Annotated in this window: 23 protein-coding genes; 8 read left to right on the top strand and 15 right to left on the bottom strand. The window is 65.5% G+C overall.

Going from position 1 to position 20,116, the window contains the following annotated elements:
- Positions 1–18 precede the first annotated feature (18 nt).
- A complete protein-coding gene (locus C8J43_RS13785) occupies positions 19–657 on the bottom strand; it encodes a carbonic anhydrase (RefSeq protein ID WP_133031350.1) in 639 nt (212 codons plus the stop codon).
- Positions 654–2,234 (bottom strand): SulP family inorganic anion transporter, encoded by a 1,581-nt coding sequence (locus C8J43_RS13780; RefSeq protein WP_133031349.1) that lies wholly within the window; start codon positions 2,232–2,234, stop codon positions 654–656. The genes C8J43_RS13785 and C8J43_RS13780 overlap by 4 nt, the downstream gene beginning before the upstream one ends.
- A 216-nt stretch (positions 2,235–2,450) precedes the next feature.
- Between C8J43_RS13780 and C8J43_RS13775 the strand changes: the two genes are divergently transcribed.
- Together C8J43_RS13775 and C8J43_RS13770 are read left to right on the top strand one after the other, a co-directional pair.
- Positions 2,451–2,990, top strand: coding sequence for a J domain-containing protein (locus tag C8J43_RS13775; protein WP_133031348.1), 540 nt, complete (start codon positions 2,451–2,453; stop codon positions 2,988–2,990).
- On the top strand, positions 2,987–3,334 hold the full coding sequence (locus tag C8J43_RS13770) for a (2Fe-2S) ferredoxin domain-containing protein (protein WP_243645571.1): 348 nt from the start codon (positions 2,987–2,989) through the stop codon (positions 3,332–3,334). The genes C8J43_RS13775 and C8J43_RS13770 overlap by 4 nt, the downstream gene beginning before the upstream one ends.
- A gap of 59 nt (positions 3,335–3,393) precedes the next feature.
- Here C8J43_RS13770 and C8J43_RS13765 read toward each other — a convergent pair whose 3' ends face one another.
- From C8J43_RS13765 to C8J43_RS21915, 9 genes are all read right to left on the bottom strand, one after another.
- Positions 3,394–3,801, bottom strand: coding sequence for a SufE family protein (locus tag C8J43_RS13765; protein WP_133031347.1), 408 nt, complete (start codon positions 3,799–3,801; stop codon positions 3,394–3,396).
- 65 nt (positions 3,802–3,866) lie between these two features.
- Positions 3,867–4,106: a hypothetical protein gene (locus C8J43_RS13760; protein ID WP_056048413.1), complete on the bottom strand. Its 240-nt coding sequence runs from the start codon at positions 4,104–4,106 to the stop codon at positions 3,867–3,869.
- Positions 4,107–4,115: 9 nt separating this feature from the next.
- Positions 4,116–4,358, bottom strand: coding sequence for a hypothetical protein (locus tag C8J43_RS13755; RefSeq protein ID WP_056048416.1), 243 nt, complete (start codon positions 4,356–4,358; stop codon positions 4,116–4,118).
- Positions 4,355–4,705 carry a hypothetical protein gene (locus tag C8J43_RS13750; RefSeq protein WP_327196539.1) on the bottom strand — a complete coding sequence of 117 codons (351 nt, stop codon included), beginning with the start codon at positions 4,703–4,705 and terminating at the stop codon, positions 4,355–4,357. The genes C8J43_RS13755 and C8J43_RS13750 overlap by 4 nt, the downstream gene beginning before the upstream one ends.
- A gap of 12 nt (positions 4,706–4,717) precedes the next feature.
- Positions 4,718–4,996: a hypothetical protein gene (locus C8J43_RS13745; RefSeq protein ID WP_231420318.1), complete on the bottom strand. Its 279-nt coding sequence runs from the start codon at positions 4,994–4,996 to the stop codon at positions 4,718–4,720.
- A gap of 42 nt (positions 4,997–5,038) precedes the next feature.
- Entirely contained in the window at positions 5,039–5,422 is a 384-nt protein-coding gene (pspC, locus tag C8J43_RS13740; protein ID WP_056048424.1) for an envelope stress response membrane protein PspC, read from the bottom strand.
- A 1-nt stretch (position 5,423) separates the two neighbouring features.
- Positions 5,424–5,723 (bottom strand): envelope stress response membrane protein PspB, encoded by a 300-nt coding sequence (gene pspB, locus C8J43_RS13735; RefSeq protein ID WP_056048427.1) that lies wholly within the window; start codon positions 5,721–5,723, stop codon positions 5,424–5,426.
- 1 nt (position 5,724) lies between these two features.
- Complete coding sequence (gene pspA, locus C8J43_RS13730) at positions 5,725–6,390, bottom strand: phage shock protein PspA (protein ID WP_056048430.1); 666 nt, start codon at positions 6,388–6,390, stop codon at positions 5,725–5,727.
- 48 nt (positions 6,391–6,438) lie between these two features.
- Positions 6,439–6,582 carry a hypothetical protein gene (locus C8J43_RS21915; RefSeq protein WP_165899629.1) on the bottom strand — a complete coding sequence of 48 codons (144 nt, stop codon included), beginning with the start codon at positions 6,580–6,582 and terminating at the stop codon, positions 6,439–6,441.
- A gap of 172 nt (positions 6,583–6,754) precedes the next feature.
- Between C8J43_RS21915 and pspF the strand changes: the two genes are divergently transcribed.
- Entirely contained in the window at positions 6,755–7,792 is a 1,038-nt protein-coding gene (gene pspF, locus C8J43_RS13725; RefSeq protein ID WP_056048432.1) for a phage shock protein operon transcriptional activator, read from the top strand.
- Positions 7,793–7,928: 136 nt separating this feature from the next.
- Here pspF and C8J43_RS13720 read toward each other — a convergent pair whose 3' ends face one another.
- Positions 7,929–9,137, bottom strand: coding sequence for a cation:proton antiporter (locus C8J43_RS13720; RefSeq protein ID WP_133031346.1), 1,209 nt, complete (start codon positions 9,135–9,137; stop codon positions 7,929–7,931).
- Between the two features lie 227 nt (positions 9,138–9,364).
- Here C8J43_RS13720 and C8J43_RS13715 point away from each other — a divergent pair, with 227 nt between their 5' ends.
- The gene (locus tag C8J43_RS13715) at positions 9,365–10,297 is read left to right on the top strand and encodes a right-handed parallel beta-helix repeat-containing protein (protein ID WP_133031345.1); all 933 of its coding nucleotides are present in this window, start codon (positions 9,365–9,367) and stop codon (positions 10,295–10,297) included.
- 131 nt (positions 10,298–10,428) lie between these two features.
- On the opposite strand, the gene C8J43_RS13710 is transcribed toward C8J43_RS13715, so the two are convergent.
- Entirely contained in the window at positions 10,429–12,057 is a 1,629-nt protein-coding gene (locus C8J43_RS13710; RefSeq protein ID WP_133031344.1) for an alkaline phosphatase family protein, read from the bottom strand.
- A 108-nt stretch (positions 12,058–12,165) separates the two neighbouring features.
- Between C8J43_RS13710 and C8J43_RS13705 the strand changes: the two genes are divergently transcribed.
- The 4 genes from C8J43_RS13705 to C8J43_RS13690 all read left to right on the top strand — a co-directional run bounded on the left by C8J43_RS13705 (position 12,166) and on the right by C8J43_RS13690 (position 17,696).
- Entirely contained in the window at positions 12,166–14,214 is a 2,049-nt protein-coding gene (locus C8J43_RS13705) for a protein-disulfide reductase DsbD domain-containing protein (RefSeq protein WP_207893391.1), read from the top strand.
- A gap of 202 nt (positions 14,215–14,416) precedes the next feature.
- The gene (locus C8J43_RS13700) at positions 14,417–15,952 is read left to right on the top strand and encodes a circularly permuted type 2 ATP-grasp protein (protein ID WP_133031342.1); all 1,536 of its coding nucleotides are present in this window, start codon (positions 14,417–14,419) and stop codon (positions 15,950–15,952) included.
- The gene (locus C8J43_RS13695; RefSeq protein WP_056048449.1) at positions 15,952–16,887 is read left to right on the top strand and encodes an alpha-E domain-containing protein; all 936 of its coding nucleotides are present in this window, start codon (positions 15,952–15,954) and stop codon (positions 16,885–16,887) included. The genes C8J43_RS13700 and C8J43_RS13695 overlap by 1 nt, the downstream gene beginning before the upstream one ends.
- Positions 16,887–17,696 (top strand): transglutaminase family protein, encoded by an 810-nt coding sequence (locus C8J43_RS13690; protein ID WP_133031341.1) that lies wholly within the window; start codon positions 16,887–16,889, stop codon positions 17,694–17,696. Before C8J43_RS13695 ends, C8J43_RS13690 begins: the two co-directional genes overlap by 1 nt.
- A 233-nt stretch (positions 17,697–17,929) precedes the next feature.
- Here C8J43_RS13690 and C8J43_RS13685 read toward each other — a convergent pair whose 3' ends face one another.
- Positions 17,930–18,706 carry an arginyltransferase gene (locus tag C8J43_RS13685; protein WP_133031340.1) on the bottom strand — a complete coding sequence of 259 codons (777 nt, stop codon included), beginning with the start codon at positions 18,704–18,706 and terminating at the stop codon, positions 17,930–17,932.
- 127 nt (positions 18,707–18,833) lie between these two features.
- Positions 18,834–20,093, bottom strand: a complete 1,260-nt coding sequence (locus tag C8J43_RS13680) for a threonine ammonia-lyase (RefSeq protein WP_133031339.1) — start codon at positions 20,091–20,093, stop codon at positions 18,834–18,836.
- Positions 20,094–20,116 lie beyond the last annotated feature (23 nt).

The raw sequence follows: 20,116 nt of genomic DNA, 5'->3' as shown, positions 1-20,116 counted from the left end.
GTTGGGAGGGAGTTAGCTTTAAACCAGCACCTTGTCCGGCCGGCCGACGTCTTCGAGAACCGTCGTCGAATCGATCTCCATCATCGGTTTGATCAGCCCGTCGCGGATGTCGTAGACCCAGCCGTGGAGCAGCACCTCCTGCCCCCGCGCGAACGCGCCCTGGATCGTCTTGGTGCGCGCGAGGCGGAGAAGCTGGTCGCGGACGTTGACCTCGACCAGCCGGTTGACCTTCTGCTCGCGGTCGGGCTGCGCGTCGATCTCGTCGGCATGGTCGTGCAGCACGCAGCGCGCGGTCGAGAGCCAGTCGTCGACCGGACCCGTCGTGCCGCCGTCGAGCGTCGCGCGGATCCCGCCGCACGCATAATGGCCGCATATGATGATGTGCCGCACGCCGAGCACGTCGACCGCATATTGCAGCACCGACATCAGGTTCATGTCGTCGTCGTTGACGAGGTTGGCGATGTTGCGGTGGATGAACATGTTGCCCGGCGGCGTCATCGTCATCTGTTCCGGGCTGACCCGGCTGTCCGAACAGCCGATCCACAGGAACTCCGGGTTCTGTCCGACTAGCTGGCGCTGGAAGAAATCCGCGCTTTCCTCGATGATCTCGGCCGACCACGCCTTGTTGGCGAGCAGGAGCTGTTTGTACTGCCTCATGCGAAACGGACCTCGGTCTGGGGGGCGTTGATCAGCTTGACTGTGCGCAGCGCGAGATCGCCGCGGATGAGCACGGTGATGCCACGATACGCGGCGCCCTTGATGAACGCGTTGATGATGTCGACGTTGTCGAGATCGACATAGCTGGTCGACGACAGGTCGATCAGCAGGTTCGCGTTGTCGGGCACCTTGGCGAGCGACTTCTGCAACTCGTATTTATGGATGAAATACAGATTGCGTCGCGCCCGGACGAGGCAATCCTCGTCGTCGCAGGCGAAGGTGATCGCGGTGCGGAAGTTGCGCGCGACGACGAACACGAAACCCACCGCCAAGCCGATGACGATGCCTTCGAGCAGGTCGGTGAACAGGATCGCAGCCACCGTGACGACGAACGGGATGAACTGCGTCCAGCCCTGCTTGAAACGCTCGGTGTAGAGCTTGGGCTTGGTCAGCTTGTAGCCCGTCGCTATCAGCACCGCGGCGAGTGCCGAAAGCGGGATCAGGTTCAACACCGCTGGGATCAGCGCGACGCTGACCAGCAGCCAGAAGCCGTGCAGGATCGTCGACATCTTGCTCTCGGCCTTCGCGTCGACGTTCGCCGACGAGCGCACGATCACCGAGGTGACGGGCAAGCCACCGATCAGGCCGGACAGGATGTTGCCGCCGCCCTGCGCCATCAGCTCCCAGTTCTTGTCGGTCGAGCGGCGGCGCGGATCGATCTCGTCGACCGCCTTGACGCTCAGCAGCGATTCGAGGCTGGCGACGATCGCGAGCGTGACCGCGCTGCTCCAGACGATGCCCATCGTGATCCCGGAGAAATCGGGGAAGGTGAACAGCGACGGGAACTGCGACAGCGTCTGCGTGATCGGCACCTGGACGAGGTGCGTCGCCTGGAGCTGCCAGTCAGGCTTCACGAAGCCGAGCAGCATATTGCCGAAGATGCCGATCAGTACGACGACGAGCGGGCCGGGGACGAAGCGCAGCGGGCCGTCCTTCGGTTTGGCGCCATCCCACCAGAACAGGAAGGCGAGGCTGACGCCGGCGATCAGGATCGCACCGGGGGTCACGCTGGCAGAGAGACTGTCGACGATCCGCGAGAAAGTGTTGACGCCGTTGGCGGTGGTGAATTCGAATATGCCCACGGCTTCGCGGTCGAAACCGACCGCATGCGGGATCTGCTTGAGGATCAGGATCAGGCCGATCGCGGCGAGCATGCCGGTGATGACCGACGATGGCACGAACTCGCTGAGGATGCCGGCGCGGGTCAGCGAGAAGCAGATCTGGAGAACGCCTGACAGCACGACCGCCATAAGGAACATCTGGTAGCTCGGCATGCTCTCGATCGCGGTCAGCACGATGACGGTCAGGCCGGCGGCAGGGCCGCTGACCGACAGCGGCGACTTCGAGAACAGGCCGACCGCGATGCCGCCGACGATGCCGGAAATGATGCCGGCAAACAGCGGCGCGCCGGACGCGAGCGCAACGCCGAGACAGAGGGGCAGCGCAACGAGCGCGACGACGACGGAGGCGGGAAGATCCGCGCGCCATGTGGTAAGCTTTGGAATGAGAGTCGGCACCAGTGCTCCTGTCGCTAAGGTGTCGGCTGGGAATACGTCCGCACCGGACGCATCTATCCATGCCACATGACAAATAGTTCATGTTCATTAATCGATGAACGGTGGCTGACTCAAGGCGGAATGTTGCGACGCAGAAGATAGTTGGAACGGACGAGTTTCACTCGGCGTCGTCACGCGCGGTTGCGTTGTTCGCGGGGACGCCTATCTCGGGCCGCTATGGCTCGAAGCACGACACGATCTTCCGACTGGGGTTTTCCGCGCTGGCGCGAGTATGGCGCGAGCTCCGAGGCTGTAACCGTCCGGCTGTGCGACCGGCATGGCTGCAACGAGCCCGGTAATTGCCCGGCGCCGAAATCGCCCAACAGCCCGGACCGCTGGTACTTCTGCATGAACCACGCGGGCGAATATAACCGCGGCTGGAATTATTTCGAAGGGTTGAGCGCGGAGGAAGCGGCCGAGCGGGAGGCGGCGGAAACGCGCACGGCTGACGGCTACACCGATCCGAAGCATTATGCCTGGGCTGGCTCGGGCGACGGCAGCCGGTCGCGTGACGAGATGCGTGCGCTGGAGGTGCTGGATCTCGAACCCGATGCGACGTTTGAGGACGTGCGCGCCGCGTGGCGGCGGATGGCGAAGGCTAACCATCCGGATGTGCGGCCGAACGACAAGGATGCGGCCAAGCGGTTCCAGGGCGTGCAGGCGGCGTATGAGGTGCTGAAGGCGGCCGAGGATCAGCGGACGTGGAAACCGGCGTGATCCGGGTTCTTGCCAGTCGCTGGCAGGGTAGCATTCTGGTTTGCGGCAAGTGTTCGAAGAAGCTGGATGGCGGGTTTGGCGAGAAGGGCCGGACGCCGCTCGTGAAACTGTTGCGTCAGGCACTCGGGGTGAAGAAGGGCCGCAAGGCTGATCGCGGGGTGGTCGAGGTCAAGTGCCTTGGGGTGTGTCCGAAGAACGCGGTGGTGATGGTCGATGGCGCTCGGCCGGACCGGTGGATGCTGGTGCCGGCGGGTGCCGGTGCCGAGGAGGTCGTCGCGACGCTCACAGAACCCTCTAGCGTGCCCTCACCCTCGCCGCCTTCGGCGTCTCTCCCTCTCCCTTGAGGGGAGGGGGAAGGGCCCGCGGCCATTTGCCGTGGGCAGGGTGAGGGCACGTTCTAGCGTTACGCCGCGTACCGCTCGGCCGTTTCCCGGATCAGAGCGATCATGTTCGGGATACCCTGCGTGCGGTTCGAACTCAGTTGCTTGCTCAGATCGAACGGCGCAAGTTCCGCAGTGATGTCGGTAGCGACGATCGCGCCCGGCGCCTGATCCTGCACCGTCAGCAACACCAGCGCGATGATCCCCTTGGTGATCGCCGCATTCGAATCCGCGAGAAAGTGGAGCCGGCCATCATCGGTCGTGGTCGGATAGACCCACACCGACGCCGAACACCCGCGCACCAACGTCGCATCGGTCTTGAGCGCATCCGGCATCGGTTCGAGCTCTTTGCCGAGGTCGATCAGCAGGCGGTAGCGGTCGTCGGGTTCGAGGAAGTCGTATTCCTCGCGAATATCGGTGAGAGTGGGCATGTGCCGGTCGGTAGCGGGTCGAGTGTTGCGCCACAACTACAGTGTTCCCCCGCGAAGGCGGGGGCCTAAAGATCCACCCCGGCAGCGATCGCTTCGAGCTTCTTGATCCGCTCCTTCAAATCCGCGATCTCGATCCGCGACCCGGTCGACACCGCCATCGGCATCCGACCGTCTTGTGTATGATCCAGCTCCAGCCGCCGCAGCGAGAGCCATCCGCGCCATCCGGCCAAGCCACCGGCCACGATCATCGCCAGCCCCGCAAGGCTCGCCAGCGCCAAGGTGATATAGACGTTAGGGTCGATCATGTCCGCCTCCTAGCGGTCGCGGAGCCGCTCGATCTCTCGGTCGAGATCGACGCTCTTGTGGTTGTCGGTGATCACGCGCTCCAACACCTGGATGCGCTCCTTCATCTGCTGCACCTCGTCGCGCAGCCGCAGCGCATCGACGCTGTCGACCGGGTTCGCCGGGGCGTCGCCCAGCGCGCGGTAGCGAGCGGTCAGCACCTTGGCGACCATCACGATCAGCACGATGCAGACGACCATCGAAAAGGGGTTCATCGTGTCTCTCCTTCGGCGGGGCTCGCGGTGCGGCCCGTCAGCGTAAGCGTTGGCGACGTCTCTAAAGGTCGCGCTGGGGAGGGTGGATCGGCCCGGAGCCGTTCGATCTCGTCGGCAACGCCGATGCCCCGGTCGGTGACGATCCGTTCGAGGACCCGCACCCGCTGTTCCAGGCGTTCGGTGTGCGCCGCATATTGCGCGGACTTCTCGGCGGTCTGCGCATTGAGCGCGGTTGCCATGCGCTCCTTGTGCTTGATCCAGTCCTTGAAGACGCTGCTGCCGATCCCGAGAATGACAGGAAGGCCGATCACGATGAAAACGAGCAGGAAGATCGTGAAGTTGTTCATGATCTATGTCCTTCAGCGGTCGCGGAGGGCTTCGATCTCGCGGGCAGTGCGCTCGGCGGGGTCGGTGGCGATGCGTTCGAGGACTGCGATCCGTTCCTCGAGCCGCGACACCTGCCCGGTCAACCGCTCGTTCTCGTTGCTGAGCAACAGGACCTTGCGGTCACCGTCGACATCGCCGTCTCGCCCGCGTTTGCGGCTACGCATTTCCGGTTCGAAGCCATGCTTGGCGCGGATCCAATTGTTCGCAACCCAAGCGACCGGTCCCACCGAAATCGCCACGATCGGTATCATCAAAGCCCAATCCATCGATATTCTCCCTGTTGACGCCGCGTCTCAGCGCAGGCTGTCGATCTCTGCCGCGAGGCTGTTGCTTGAGCGGCTGGTATAGTGCGTCTCGATGTCGGCGAGTCGGCGGTCGATGTCGCGGAACTTGCTGCGGACCTCGGCGGTCGAGCGTTTCGGGTTCGAGCGGACGCCCTGCCAGAACTTCGCGTCGTCAGGCGTCTCGTATAAGCCGATCGGCTTGGCGTGCCCCATCCAGGCGACCATCCAATAGGCCAGCAGTGTCCAGGGAAAGCCGCCGGCGAGCGTCAGTACGACCATCCCGACCCGGACGAAGAGTGCGTCGATGCCGGTATAGTCGGCGATCCCGGCGCAGACGCCCTTCCACTTGGCATTCTGCTTATCGAGGTAGAATTGTGTGCGGCTGGCGGACATTTCAGTTCCTCCGATCGAGGGGGCGATCCAATGGGCGTTCGGACTGACGATCCGACAGATACGGCGACTGCGTTGTGCCGAGGCCCGGCTTCCAGTCGGGGTTATCGGCGGCGATGATCCGTTCGACGGTCATCACGCGATCCTCGAGGCGGCGTGCGAGCGCCTGCATCTCGTCAAGCAGGCGCTCGTCCTCTTCGGTGATCCGCGGTGCCTGCTTCCACTTGGTGATGTAGTGCAGGATCACCCAGGGCAGCCCGATGAATAGAATGCCGCAGACCAGAACTGGCATGAAATCATCCATCTCAGTCGTCCTTCTTCAGGCGCGCCTTGAGCGCGGCGAGCTGGGCGTCGACCTTGTCGTTGCTGCGCAACTCGGCGATTTCCTCTTCGAGCGTCTTGACGACCCCGAGCCCCATCGCGTCCGCGCGGCCCTCGGCCTCGTCGACGCGGCGGTCGAGGATGTCGAAGCGGCTGAACGCCTCGTGCGTCTTCGGCCCGTTGTACATCTCGCGCAGCCGGGTGCGATTGTTCGCGCTCTCCAGTCGGGTCTGCACCGCGTTCTGCTTGGTGCGCGCCTCGCGGAGCTTGGTCTGGAGCTTGGCGATGTCCTCTTCGGAAGCCCGAAGCGCATCGTCGAGTACGCCGACCTCGGCCTTCAACTGCTCGGCCATGTCGAATGCCTTCTGGCGCTCGACCAGGGCTGCCTTGGCGAGATCCTCGCGGTCCTTGCTCAGCGCCAGCTCGGCCTTCTCTGTCCAGTTGTCCTGGAGCTGCTCCAGCTTCGAGATATGGCGGCGCATCTCCTTCTGGTCGGCGATGGTGCGCGCGGCGGAGGCGCGAACCTCGACCAGCGTTTCCTCCATCTCGAGGATGATCATGCGGATCATCTTCGACGGATCTTCGGCCTTCTCGATGAGATCGGCGAAGTTGGCGGCGACGATGTCGCGGGTGCGGGAAAAGATGCCCATGTAAATCCTACTCCAGGGGTCGGCCCGAGGCTCTAAGCCTTCGGGGTCTTAGGCCACGATTGCGGTATGAACCGCAACGGGCGTTGCGTTGGTTGCGATCGCGGGGCCGACTGCGCCGAGGACGCAGGTTGCGCTGACGACGATGGTGCAGAGGGTGGCGGCGACGGTGCGGGCGATGTTGGCGTTGAACATGGTGGGTCCCCTTTAAGGCTGGTTGGTTCCGCTATTCGGCGGGTTGCCTGAAGCATTGCATCTCTCGTGCCAGTTTTGAAAATGGCGGGTTTGCAGGGGTTTGCACGATTTCGACGGTGGGCGTGCTACCGCAAGCTTGCCAAGAGTTGGGAATTCGCGCCACATCTTCGCCATGGAGCGAACAACCCAGGTCATCGGCGAGTCCGGCACGTTCATGGCGGCGCTCGAACGCGCATCGCGCGCGGCGGCGCTGGACCGTCCGGTGCTGGTGATCGGCGAGCGCGGGACGGGCAAGGAACTGGTCGCTGAACGCCTCCACCGCCTGTCGCCGCGGTGGGATCAGCCGCTGGTGATCATGAACTGCGCGGCGCTGCCCGAGACGTTGATCGAGGCGGAATTGTTTGGGCATGAAGCCGGGGCTTTCACCGGTGCGACCAAGGCGCGGGTCGGGCGGTTCGAGGAGGCCGATGGGGGCACGTTGTTCCTAGACGAACTCGGCACGCTGTCGATGGCGGCGCAGGACCGACTGTTGCGCGCGGTCGAATATGGCGAGATCACCCGGATCGGCTCGTCGCGGCCGATGCGCGTCGACGTGCGGATCGTGGCCGCGACCAACGAACATCTCCCCGACAAGGTTGACCGACATGAGTTCCGCGCCGATTTGCTCGACCGCTTGTCGTTCGAGGTGGTGACTCTGCCGCCTCTACGCGCACGAACTGGGGACGTGGTGGTGCTGGCAGAGCATTTCGGCCGGCGCATGGCGTCTGAGCTTGGGCGCGAACGCTGGGAAGGCTTCGGCCCGGCGGCTATGGACGCACTGATCGCATACCGCTGGCCCGGCAACGTCCGCGAACTTCGCAACGTCGTCGAGCGCGCGGTGTATCGCTGGGAACAGGCGGGGCCGATCGACGCGATCGAGATCGACCCGTTCCAGTCGCCACACCGGCCTGGTGCCTCGACCGCGCCTAAGCCCATGGTTGTGGCTCCGCGCGCAGCCGAACCGGATGACGGCGAGGACCCGGTCGTCGCGTGCGAAGAAGGCCCCTCGGATTTCAAGTCCCGCGTATCCCGCTTCGAACGCGATCTCCTCTCGCGCGCCCTGTCGGAACATCGCTTCAACCAACGCGCCACCGCCGAGGCGCTAGGCCTGAGCTACGACCAACTCCGCCACGCCCTGAAACGTCACGACCTTCTCAACGCGGGCGGTTGACCTACTTCCCCCCTCCCTGGAAGGGAGGGGCGGGGGGTGGGTAGGCTTCCGTATCGTGAAACGACCGCGGCACAAGCTGGCCGACCCACCCCCAACCCCTCCCTTCCAGGGAGGGGCGCAGAAGGGGCAGTCACCCTCAGGCGCTCTTCCCCACCAACCCCGCCAGCTTCTTCAACTTCGGCGCAACGATCGGCACCGTCAGCATCGTGCTCGCCAGCGCCATCAGCAGTAGTGCCGTGAACGTCTCATTCGTTATGATCTTCTTATCCAGCAGGATGTTGACGAAGATGATCATGATCAGCGCCTTGGTCTGAAGCAGCCAGCCGATCGCCGACGCCTCGCCCGGCCGCCATTTCAGGATCCGCCCGGCGGCGTGAACGCCGGCCAGCTTGCCGCCGACCGACGCGACCAGCAGCAACGCCGCCGCCCCGAACACCGCGTAACCGCCGACCGCCCACTGCGTCTTCAACCCGGTCGACAGGAAGAACACCGGCATCACCGCGAGCAGCACGAAGTGGCGGAACTGGTCCATCTTCGCTGTCGTGAACCATTTAGAATCGAGCACCGCGCCCGACAGGAACGCGCCGACCATGAAGTGCAGCCCCGCCCAGTCCGCCGCGAACCCGCAGCCGGCGAGCCAGATCAGGCTGACATACCAGCGATCGTGCTCCTCGATCCGCGCCATCAGCTTGCGCACGACACACGTGGCGATCGCGAACCCGACCAGGAAGCCGCCCTGCCGGCCGACGCGCTCCCAATCGAGTAGGATCAGCGCGAGCACGCCCCAGATCGCGATGTCGTCGAGGCTGGCATAGCGCAGGATCCGTTGGCCGATCGGCTGACGCAGCACATCGAGCTTTTCGAGGAACAGCACGAGGATCGGCAGCGCGGTGACCGCGCATGCCATGCCGATGCCGAGCACCACCTGCCACGTCGCGCCGTCCGGCCCCCGCCAGCCCGGATAGCGCAGCATCAGCACCGCGGCGATGCTGCCCGTGATCAGCGGCACCGCGAGCGCAAGCCCTGCGGTGACGCCGGTTTCGCCGCGCCGCTTCCAGGCCTCGCCGAGGTCGAGTTCGATGCCGGCGACCCACACGAACATCATCACCGCCCACCACGCGATGCCGTTGAGCGAGCCCAGCGTCGCGGGCGTGAAGACCGTCGCATAATAGTCGGGATATGCCGCGCCCAGCACACCCGGCCCCAGCAGGATCCCGCCGAAGATCTGCACCACCACCAGCGGCGCCCAGTAATCGGTCCGCCCAAGCCGCCACACCAGATACGGCACGGTGAAGATGATAAGTGTCGCGAGGAGGAAAACCTCCGTCGGCGTCATGGCGTGCATGTGGATCCCCCGCGCCGATCGGTTCCCCCCGCCGGCTTCGTTTCGGGCGTACACTATCCGCGCGTTGGTGCGGCGGCAATCGGCTGATGGTCGCGGTCGACCACGCCGTGCCTGCGCCATTGCGGGACACGCAAACCGGCTGACATGGAGCGGTGCGACCTGATACGCCGTGCGTTACCGTCGGTGCCGTGCGCCGGGCGGGCCCGGTACGCGCGAAAGGATTTCCCATGAGACGATCGTTGTTTGCGCTGGCGTTGCTGGCGGCGCCGGCCGGGGCGCCCGCCTTTGCTCAGGGCACCGCGCCGTTCACCGTCAACGGGCAGGGGTTCGCGACGCTCCAGGAGGCGGTGACGTCGATCCGGATGGGGACCGCGACGATCCTGATCGCCCCCGGCACCTATCGGCAGTGCGCGATCCAGCAGGGTGGCCACATTACCTTCAAGGCGGTTCAGCCCGGCAAGGCGATCTTCGACAGCGTCGCCTGCGAGGACAAGGCGGCGCTGGTGCTGCGCGGCAACGGGTCGGTGGTTGATGGCCTCGTCTTCCGCGGCTACCGCGTGTCCGACGGCAACGGCGCCGGCATCCGCACAGAGTCGGGCGACCTCACCGTCACGAACTCCATGTTCCTCAACAGCCAGGAGGGGATTCTGGGCGGCCAGCCGACCAACCAGCGGATCACGATCGATCGGTCGACCTTCTCGGGGCTTGGCCAGTGCGACCAGTCGCCAAGCTGTGCGCACTCGATCTATCTCGACAACAAGGGCAGCATCTCCGTCACCAATTCGCGGTTCGAGCGCGGTAACGGCGGGCATTACGTCAAGCTGCGTAGCCCCACGGTCACGATCACCGACAACAGCTTCGACGATACGGCGGGGCACAAGACCAATTACATGATCGATCTCCCCGAAGGCGCAACCGGCCTGATCGCGCGCAACACCTTCGTGCAGGGAAAGGACAAAGAAAACCATTCCGGCATGATCGTCGTCGCGGCGGAGGCGCGGACCTATCCGTCGACCGGCCTGCGCGTCGAGAACAACGACGCGCGCCTCTCGCCCGGCGACACCACCAACCCGGCGTTCCTGATCGACTTCAGCCACGACAAGCTCGCGATCGGCGCGAACCGGTTGGGTGCGGGGCTCCGGGCGTTCGAGACCCGGTGACGAGCGGCGGGGGTGGCGTGCTGGGTGCGTCACCACTGCTCCAACCCAGAAGCGTGTTCTCCCGCGAAGGCGGGAGCCCAGACTGGACTCCCGCCTTCGCGGGAGAACACGCTTTTACCCGGGCTCCGCGCTCAGTTAGAGCAAGTGCTCGCCGCGCCCGGATCGAGATCCAGGCAACGCCCATCCAGCCCCGACACCGGCAACCCGATCGTCGCCGCCAGCGTCGGCACGATATCCACCGTCTCCACCGACAGCGGCTGTTCGAACCCGGTCATCCCCTTGCGCCAGAACAGGATCGGCACGCGACGGTCATAGTCCCAGGGTGAACCATGCGTCTCGACATAGCCGCCAGCGGGTGACACGATCGTCGTCACGCGCGGCTTGAGCAGCACCACCAGCTGCCCCGACCGTTCCGGATAGAACGACGCGCGCGCCCGTTCGATCAGCGTCCAGGTCTCGGGCGGAGTCTTCGCCATCGGCGTCGCCATGATCTCGGCGGCGGAGTACGCCCCCGCAATCTGTGGAAGCGCGCGATACCGGCGCAGCGCCTCGGCGAGCACCTTCGCGCGCGTCTTCTCCGGCAGCGTATCGTCGATATAGACGTCACCCTCGGTGCCAAGCAGCACGCTCCCCGGCAGCCCCATGTCCTTGGCGATGGCGGTGCCGACCTGCTTGGCCAGCACGTTTTCGTCCATGTGCGCCTCCATCGGCATCGCGCGCTGCTGCTGGCGCTCGGTCGCATCGTGCGCGCCGTGATCCGCGGTCAGCACGACCTCGTAATCGACCCCGGTCTCGTCCATCACCGCAAAGAAATCGCCGAGCGTCTTGTCGAGTTGCGCCATCTGGATGCACATCTCGGTGCCCTGCGTACCGTAGGTGTGGCCGATATAGTCGGTCGCCGACGCGCCGATATCGATGATGTCGGTCTGCGGACCCTTGCCGAGCTTCATGTCCTGCACCAGCGCCGCCGCCATCGCGAACACCGCGGCGTCGGAGGCGGGCGACACGCGGAAGCCCTTGGCGTCGCCGGCCTCGCGCTCGAAGCGGCCCTGGCCATAGGTCTTGCCGGCGATCACGATCGGATGGTTCACACCTGCGCAATAGCCGGGCAGGGGGAGCGCCGCCTGCGGCTTGGCGATCAGCGCGGCGACCGCGTCGCGCGTCCGCTGCACCGCCGGCGGCACCGCGCGACCGGCATAGGAGACATAGGTCTTGCCGTCCCACCACCAGAGTTCGTCGACCTTGTGGCCGCCCATCATCACCGCCGCGCGATCCTTGCCCGCGACCGACACCGAGCGCGTTCGCGGATCGCGCGCCTTCATCATCTCGCCGAGCGTCGGCACCTTCAGATGCATGTCGGACACGGTGTAGCTGTCGTGCGTGCTGCCAGTGACGCGCTCGTCCTCCGAGCAATACACGATCTTGTCGGGTCGCCCGGCGCGCTGGTCGATCCAGTTGTTGGCGATGATCCCGGTATGCGCGGGCCGCATGCCCGTCAGGATCGTCGAGTGGCCGGGGCACGTCTCGGTCGCGGCATGGCTCTGATACCCGCTCGGGAACACCGCGCCGTTAAGCAGCCGGGTGAAACCGCCGGTGTAATGGTTGCGATATTGCTGGAACAGGTCGGCGGCGAACTGGTCGACCGAGATCGCGACGATCAGCTTTGGCGGCGCGGCCGGAGTCGCCGCAGGAGGCGGCGCCGTCTGGGCGGAGACCGAAGCGGCCGAAGTCAGCAGGAGCGCGGCGATAAGTGCTTTCACGAACAGTCCTTTAGCCAGCGACGACCATCAAACTGGGCCGTCGCTTTGAAGTGCAATACGAGATCGTCACCGCTATGGCTTTGCGCGATGAACGAAACAAGGATGGCCATGCGCGGATTACGTTGCGCCGTGATGACGGTCTTGCTGGCCGTCTGCGGGCTGGCGAGTGCGCCCGCGCTTGCGGAATCGCTGAACGGCTCCAGCCAGCATCTGATGATGAAGCTGGTCGCCGAAAGCGATCACCCGAAGGCCGGCGCGCCGCTGACGATTGCGCTCGCGACGACGCCCGAAACCGGCTGGCACGGCTATTGGCGCAACCCCGGCGATGCTGGTTTTCCAGCGACGTTCGACTGGACCTTGCCGACGGGCGCGAAGGCGGGCGAGCCCGAATGGCCGGTGCCGACGACGCTGCTGATCGCGGGGCTGATGAACTATGTCTACGAGGCGCCGTATGCGCCGCTCGTGACGATCCAGGTTCCGGCGGGGCTGGCGGCGGGAACCAAATTCCCGATCCGGTTGAAGACGAGCTACCTCGTCTGCTCGGCGACGATCTGTGTGCCCGAGGAGAAGGCGCTGTCGCTCGATCTCACGATCGGCGACGGCGCGCCATCGCAGGCCGCCGCGTTCGCGGGCTGGCGGCAGGCGATCCCCAAGCCGCTCGATGCCGGTGCGACCTACGCGGCGAGCAACGGGACGATGCGGATCGCGGTGCCGTTCCCGGCGGGCGCGAAGATCGACAAGGCGTATTTCTTCCCGGTCACCACCGGCGCGATCGAGAACGGCGCGGCGCAGACGGTCACGCGGGACGGCGACCGGCTGACGATCAGCACCAAGGTCGCGGCGAACGCCAAGGTTGGCGGACCGATCGAGGGCGTGCTCCGGATAGGCGACGGGCAGGGGCTCGGCGTCAAAGCGACGCCCGGTGCGGTGGCCGAAGCGGCTGGCGGCGGCGCGACCAGCACGAACGGCGAGAGTCTCTGGCTTACGGCTCTGATCGCATTCGCGGGCGCAGTGCTCGGCGGCCTGATCCTCAACATCATGCCGTGCGTGTTCCCGATCCTCAGCCTAAAGGCGCTCAGCCTCGCCCGCGGCGGCGCGAGCGAGAAGGACGCGCGGGGCGAGGCGTTGGCTTACACTGCGGGCGTCGTGCTAGTATGCCTCGGTCTCGGCGGCGCGATCCTGGCCTTGCGCGCAGGCGGATCCGCGGTCGGCTGGGCGTTCCAGTTGCAGCATCCCGGCGCGATCGTCGCGCTGCTGCTGCTGAGCACCGCGATCGGGTTCAACCTCGCCGGGCTGTTCGAGGTCCCGACCCCACGCTTTGCCGGTGAGAGTGGCGCAAGCGGGGCGTTCGCGACCGGCGCGCTGGCGGCGTTCATCGCGACGCCGTGCACTGGGCCGTTCATGGGCGCTGCGCTCGGCGCGGCCTTGGTACTGCCGTGGCCGGCGGCGCTCGCCGTGTTCGGCGGGCTCGGGATCGGGCTGTCGCTCCCGTTCCTTGCAATCGGGTTCATCCCATCGTGGCGGCGCTGGCTGCCAAAGCCCGGTGCGTGGATGGAGACGTTCCGCCACATCCTGTCGGTGCCGATGTTCCTGACCGCGATCGCGCTCGGCTGGGTGCTTGGGCGACAGACCGGCGTGGATACGCTGACGCTCGCGCTGGTCGCGGTGCTGGCAGTCGGCGCGGTGCTGTGGATCGGTGGCTCCCGCCAGCGCAAGGGCAAGTCGTTCGGCATCGTCGCGCAGGTCCTGCTGCTCGTCGTGTTCGTTGGTAGCGCGGTGTTGATCTCGCGCGCGCCGCCGGTGTCTACGAAAGTAGCGACCGCGGGCGACGAACCGTTCACTGAAGCCAAGCTCGCCTCGCTACGCGCCGAGAAGCGTCCGGTGTTCGTCTACTTCACCGCCGACTGGTGCCTGACGTGCAAGGTCAACGAGAAGGCAGCGATCGATACGACCGGCGTCCGCGACGCCTTCGCCAAGCACAAGGTCGCGGCTCTGATCGGCGACTGGACCGACGGCGACCCTGTGATGGGCCGCTTCATTCAGGCCCACAACCGCGCCGGGGTTCCGCTCTATTTGTACTACGCCCCAGGCGCAGCCGAACCCACCGTCCTCCCGCAAGTCCTCACGCCGGGCCTGCTCGAAGGGCTGGGCGTCTAAGTCGCACCGACGCCCCCCCGATCCCGTCATCCTGACGAAAGTCAGGATCCAGAGTACCATGTGTCACCGTCAATGACCCTGGATCCTGACTTTCGTCAGGATGACGGACGGGTGTGGCGACAGGCTACATTCAACCCTTGTGCGCCGCAGCGATGCGTTGCAGCATGGAACCGCAACGCTTGATGGGGAATTGACCGTTTCGATGGGGAAACAAGCGTTCGACGAAATCATGGGCACACCTGGCGACACGAACGCCCGGCCCGAACTGGTGGCTCTCGGCAAGTGGATCGAGGATACGCCCGACGCCGAGCTGCGACGCCGGCAGGAAGCCGCCGAGACGACGTTCCGGCAGCTTGGCATCACCTTCGCGGTCTACGGCGAGAACGAGGCGGCCGAGCGTATCATCCCGTTCGATATCGTCCCGCGTGTGTTCTTGCACGATGAGTGGACCCGGCTGTCCGAGGGGCTGGTTCAGCGCGTCGAGGCGATCAACGCGTTCCTCGACGACATCTACGGCGAGCGTCGTATCCTGAAGGAAGGCATCCTCCCCGAAGACCTCGTGCTCGGCAACGCGCAGTTCCGGCCCGAGATTGCCGGTATCCGCCCGCCGCACGGCGTATGGGCGCATATCTGCGGGATCGACCTCGTCCGAACCGGCCCCGATGATTTCTTCGTGCTGGAGGACAACGCACGCACCCCGTCCGGTGTCAGCTACATGCTGGAGAACCGCGAGGCGATGCTCCGGCTCTGTCCCGAACTGTTCCGCGAGTTCCGTGTCGCCGCGGTCGACAGCTATCCCGACCTCCTGCTTGAAACGATGAAGTCGGTGGCGCCGCACGGCACGGGCTCCAACCCGACCTGCGTGCTGCTGACCCCCGGCCACTATAACTCGGCCTATTACGAGCACAGTTTCCTCGCGGATTCGATGGGTATCGAACTTGTCGAGGCGGCCGATCTGGTGGTCGACGACGACATCGTCTGGATGCGGACGATCGCGGGGCGCGTGAAGGTCGACGTGATCTATCGTCGGATCGACGATGATTATCTTGATCCGCTCGTGTTCCGTCCCGACTCCGCGCTCGGCGTCCCCGGTATGATCGCAGCGTACGCGGCCGGCAACGTCGCGATCATGAACGCGCCGGGCAACGGCATCGCCGACGACAAGGCGATCTACAGCTACATGCCCGACATCGTGAAGTTCTACTCAGGCGGCGAGTGCAAGCTGCGCAACGTCGAGACCTGGCGCTGCCGCGAACCGCAGGCACTCAAGTTCGTGCTCGACAACCTCGAAGACGTCGTCGTCAAGCTGGTCGACGGTTCGGGAGGCTACGGCATGCTCGTCGGTCCGACCGCATCGAAGCAGGAGATCGAGGATTTCCGCGCCGCGCTTATCGCAGAGCCACATCGCTACATCGCGCAACCGACGCTAGCCCTGTCGACTGTCCCGACGATGGCGCAAGGGGGCCTCAGCCCGCGCCACGTCGATTTCCGCCCCTTCGTGCTGAGCGGTTCAAAGGGCGTGCAGGTTGTCCCCGGCGGCCTTACCCGCGTCGCGCTCAAGGAAGGATCACTCGTGGTCAATTCCAGCCAGGGCGGCGGTACCAAGGACAGTTTCGTCCTTATGGCCGATCAGTCGCAACGGATGAACGCCGGCGGGATGACGCACACGATGGGCGGCATGACGCAGACTCTCGGTTCACAGACATCGGGCGCGCAAACCTCCGGCGGGACCGCCTGATGCTGTCGCGCACCGCATCCTCGCTCTACTGGCTAGGCCGCTATTTCGAGCGCGCCGACTTCATCGCCCGGCTGGTCGAAGCCACCGTCCGGCTCGACGTGCTCTCGTCGCAACCATCCGGCGACGCCGCCTGGGCATCCGCGTTGGCCGTCACCGAAACCGACGAGGCCTTCGCCGCGACCGGCGTCGAGATCGGGCAGCGCGATGTCGTACGATTCCTGACGCTCGATTCGAGCCATCCGGGATCGATCGTCCGCTGCCTCGACATGGCGCGCAACAATGCCAAGGCGGTCCGCACCGCGCTGACCCGAGAGGCATGGACCGCGATCAACCGCGCATGGCTGCTGTTCGAGAACCGTGCAACGCCCGGCAGCACGACATCGCAGCTGAACCTGGTCGAGGCTGTCAAGAACGAGACGCGCGGGTTCGAGGGCGCGGTCCACCGCATGCTCCGCAACCAGACGACATGGTTCATCCGCCTCGGCCAGGCAGTCGAGCGCGCGGACAACACCGCGCGTCTGCTCGACGTCAAATACCATATCCTGCTGCCCGAGGGCGAACGGCTCGGCGGCGCGATCGACCGTGACCAGTGGACGACGATCCTCCAGACCGTGTCCGCGGTGACAGCCTATCGCTGGCTCTACAATGACGGGCTTCGTCCCGCCGATGTCATCGACCTGCTGCTCGCACGGTCCGAACTGCCGCGCAGTCTGGCGGCATCGGTCGAGGAGACCGTCGACGTGCTCAACCTGCTCGCCAAGCGGACGGGCAACCACGGCGAGGCCGATCGCATGGCCCGGATGCGTGCGTCGCGAATGGCGAAGACGCGATCGGGTGAGGTCATCGCCTCCGGGCTGCACCAGTATCTGCAGGCATTCATCGCTGAAAACGCGCTGCTGCACGGCGCGATCGGCCGTCAGTTCAAGTTCCTCTGATGCGCCTTTCGATCGATCATCACACGATCTACCGCTTCGCGCAGCCGCAGGGGCGGCTGGTGCAGATGCTCCGGCTGACGCCTGAGAACACGCATGACCAGACCGTCGCGTCGTGGCGGATCGACGTCGATTGCGACGCGCGGCTGCGGCCGGGTCGCGACGGCTTCGGCAACGCAGTGACGATGCTGTATGCCGAAGGGCCGGTCGACGGGATCGAGATCACCGTCAAGGGCGAGGTGCTGACCAGCCATTCCGACGGTGTCCTGCACGGCGTGCACGAACCGCTTCCCCCCGCGCTGTTCCTCAGGGCTACCGAGGCGACCGCCCATGATACGGCAATCGCCAAGTTCGCCGCCAATGCCGCCGAGGGCGCGCGCGACCGGATCGGTGCGCTGCATCGGCTGAACCGGGCATTTCACGCGCGGTTCGCGTTCGACGCCGGACGTCCCGAGCCGGGTCGGACGGCCGCCGCCGCGTTCCGCATGGGCAGCGCCACGCCGCGCGACATGGCGCAGATGTTCGCGGTTGCCGCACGGTCGCTCGGCGCGCCCGCGCGGTATGTGTCGGGCTATCATCACAACGATCACGAGGTCGTGCATCTCCCGACGCCGCACGGCTGGGCTGAGGCGTTTGTCGACGGGCTCGGCTGGGTCGGGTTCGATCCGTGCACGGGGATGTCCCCTGAGGAGCATTACGTCCGGGTGGCAATGGCGCTCGACGCGGTGGGTGCGGCGCCGGTAGCGGGGTCGCGACTGGGCGAAGGTGGCGAGGAACTCGACGTCGACGTCGTGGTCCAGCGCGAGGACTAAGACTGTTCCCCGCGAAGGCGGGGATCCAGACTGGGCTCCCGCCTTCGCGGGAGAACAAGAAGCGCTCGGGTTTGGGGTATTACCACCCCGGCGAAGGCCGGGCCCCAATTGGCAAGGCCGGAGTGACGAAACACAGAACTTAGTTAGCGGCGTTTCCCAATTGGGCCCCGGCCTTCGCCGGGGTGGCGGTTCTTGGGGGACGCTAGCGGGCTAGACGACTTCCAAACTACACATCAAACCAGCGCAGCAACCCGCACGGCTTGCGTCACCAGATCAGCATCCTCCAGTCGCCGCCACCCCGCCGGCCCCAGCACTTCCAGCGGCCGGTACCTCGTCTTGTACTCCATCCGCGGCGAGCCCTTCACCCAGTATCCGAGATACACGTACGGCAACCCTGCATCGCGCGCACGGAGGATGTGGTCCATGATGATGAAGTTGCCGAAACCCGGTCGCGCCGTGTCGTCGGCCGCGAAGAAACTGTAGACCATCGACAGGCCATCCGCCTGACGATCCGTCAGGCAGGCACCGATCAGCGCGCCCTGAATGCCATCAACCGACGGCTCACGATATTCGACGATCACCGAATTGACCGGCGAATGCTCGATCATGTCGGCATAGTCGTCTTCGTCCATCCCGGCCATCCCGCCGCCCGGATGCCGCGTGCCGAGATAGCGACGGAGCAACTGGAACTGCTCGTCGGTCGCCCAAGCCTTGCATGCGGTCACCTCGATATCACCGAGCCGCTTGAGCAATTTGCGCTGCGTCGCGTTGGGCACGAACTCATCGGTCACCACGCGAACCGAGACGCACGCCGTACATCCCGCACAAGACGGACGATACGCCACGCCCTGGCTGCGACGAAAGCCGATCCGCCCGAGCGCATCGTTCAACTCGTTCGCGTGCGGGCCGGTCAGCTCGGTGAACACCTTGCGCTCCTGACGATCCGGCAGATACGGGCACGGCGCAGGGCTGGTGACGAAAAAGCGCGGGAAACGGAAAGGCGCAGTCACCGAACGCTAAGTCCTTCAGGCAGGCGCGATCAGCCGCGTCGCCTCGTATATGGCCGCCCAGCGCAAACGTGCAATCGGTTTACCACGAATGTCGGTTAATGCGGTAAATCGCCGTATCAGAATGGGATCATGCCAGTTCGACGGTCGACGTCTCGTACCCGCCAGCCCGCAATGCCCCCACCAGCCGATCGAGATGCGCGCGGTCGCGCAGTTCGCATTCGATGTCGGTGATAAGACCCTTCGCCGGCAACGTCGTGAAGACGCGCTGGTGATAGATCTCGATGATGTTGACGCGTTCCTGGTCGAAGATCCGCGCGACATGGAACAGCGCGCCCGGCTTATCCTGCAACCGGATACGCAACCGCGCGAGCCGCCCCGACCGCGCCAGATCGCGCAACAGCACGTTGGCGAGCAGGCGCGTATCGATGTTACCGCCGCACAGCACGATGCCGACGGTCTTCCCCGCAAACCGCTCGGCATGCGACAGCAGCGCGGCGAGTCCAGCGGCACCCGCACCCTCGACCACCGTCTTCTCGATCTGGAGCAGCAGGCTGACGGACTCTTCCAGGCTGCGCTCGCTAACGAGGACGATGTCGTCGACCAGTTCGGCGACGATCTTCGAGGTGATCGCGCCCGGCTCCTTGACCGCGATGCCCTCGGCCAGCGTATCACCGGCGCAGGCCATGTCGGTGCCGTTGATCCGGTTGTACATCGACGGGAACAGCTCGGCCTGCACGCCGACCACCTCGATCGGATGACCGCCCGGCGCTTTGCTCAAAGCCCGCGCGACCGTCGACATGCCCGAGATGAGCCCGCCGCCGCCGATCGGGATGACCAGCGTATCGAGTTGCGGCACGTCCTCCAACATCTCGATCGCGACGGTGCCTTGCCCTGCAATGACGCGCGGATCGTCGAACGGGTGGACGAAGGTGAAGCCGCACTCACCCTCCAGGATACGCGCATGCGCATAGGCCGCGTCGAACGTCTCGCCGTGCAGCACGACGTTGGCGCCGTGGCCCTCGGTCTGCATCACCTTCACGGTCGGCGTGTTGGTCGGCATCACGATCGTGGTCGGGATGCCGAGCCGGTTGGCATGATAGGCGAGGCCCTGCGCATGATTGCCCGCCGACGCGGCGATGACGCCCTTCGCGCGCGCCTCCGCCGACAACTGCAGCAGCGTGTTGAGCGCACCGCGCTCCTTGTACGCCGCGGTGAACTGGAGGTTCTCGAACTTCAGATACACCGTCGCGCCGGTCATCTTGCTCAGCGTCTTACTGATCAGCGTCGGCGTGCGGACGATCGAGTCGCGGATCCGGTCATGCGCGACGCGGACGTCGTCGATCGAGACGGGGAGGGTGGGTGCCGCTACGGCAGCGTGGGTAGCCATACCCGACCCGCTAGACCATCTGG

Origin of the sequence: Sphingomonas sp. PP-CE-1G-424, assembly GCF_004341085.1 — a bacterium.
GTDB lineage: Bacteria > Pseudomonadota > Alphaproteobacteria > Sphingomonadales > Sphingomonadaceae > Sphingomonas.
This window is presented reverse-complemented; position numbering and strand designations above follow the sequence as displayed.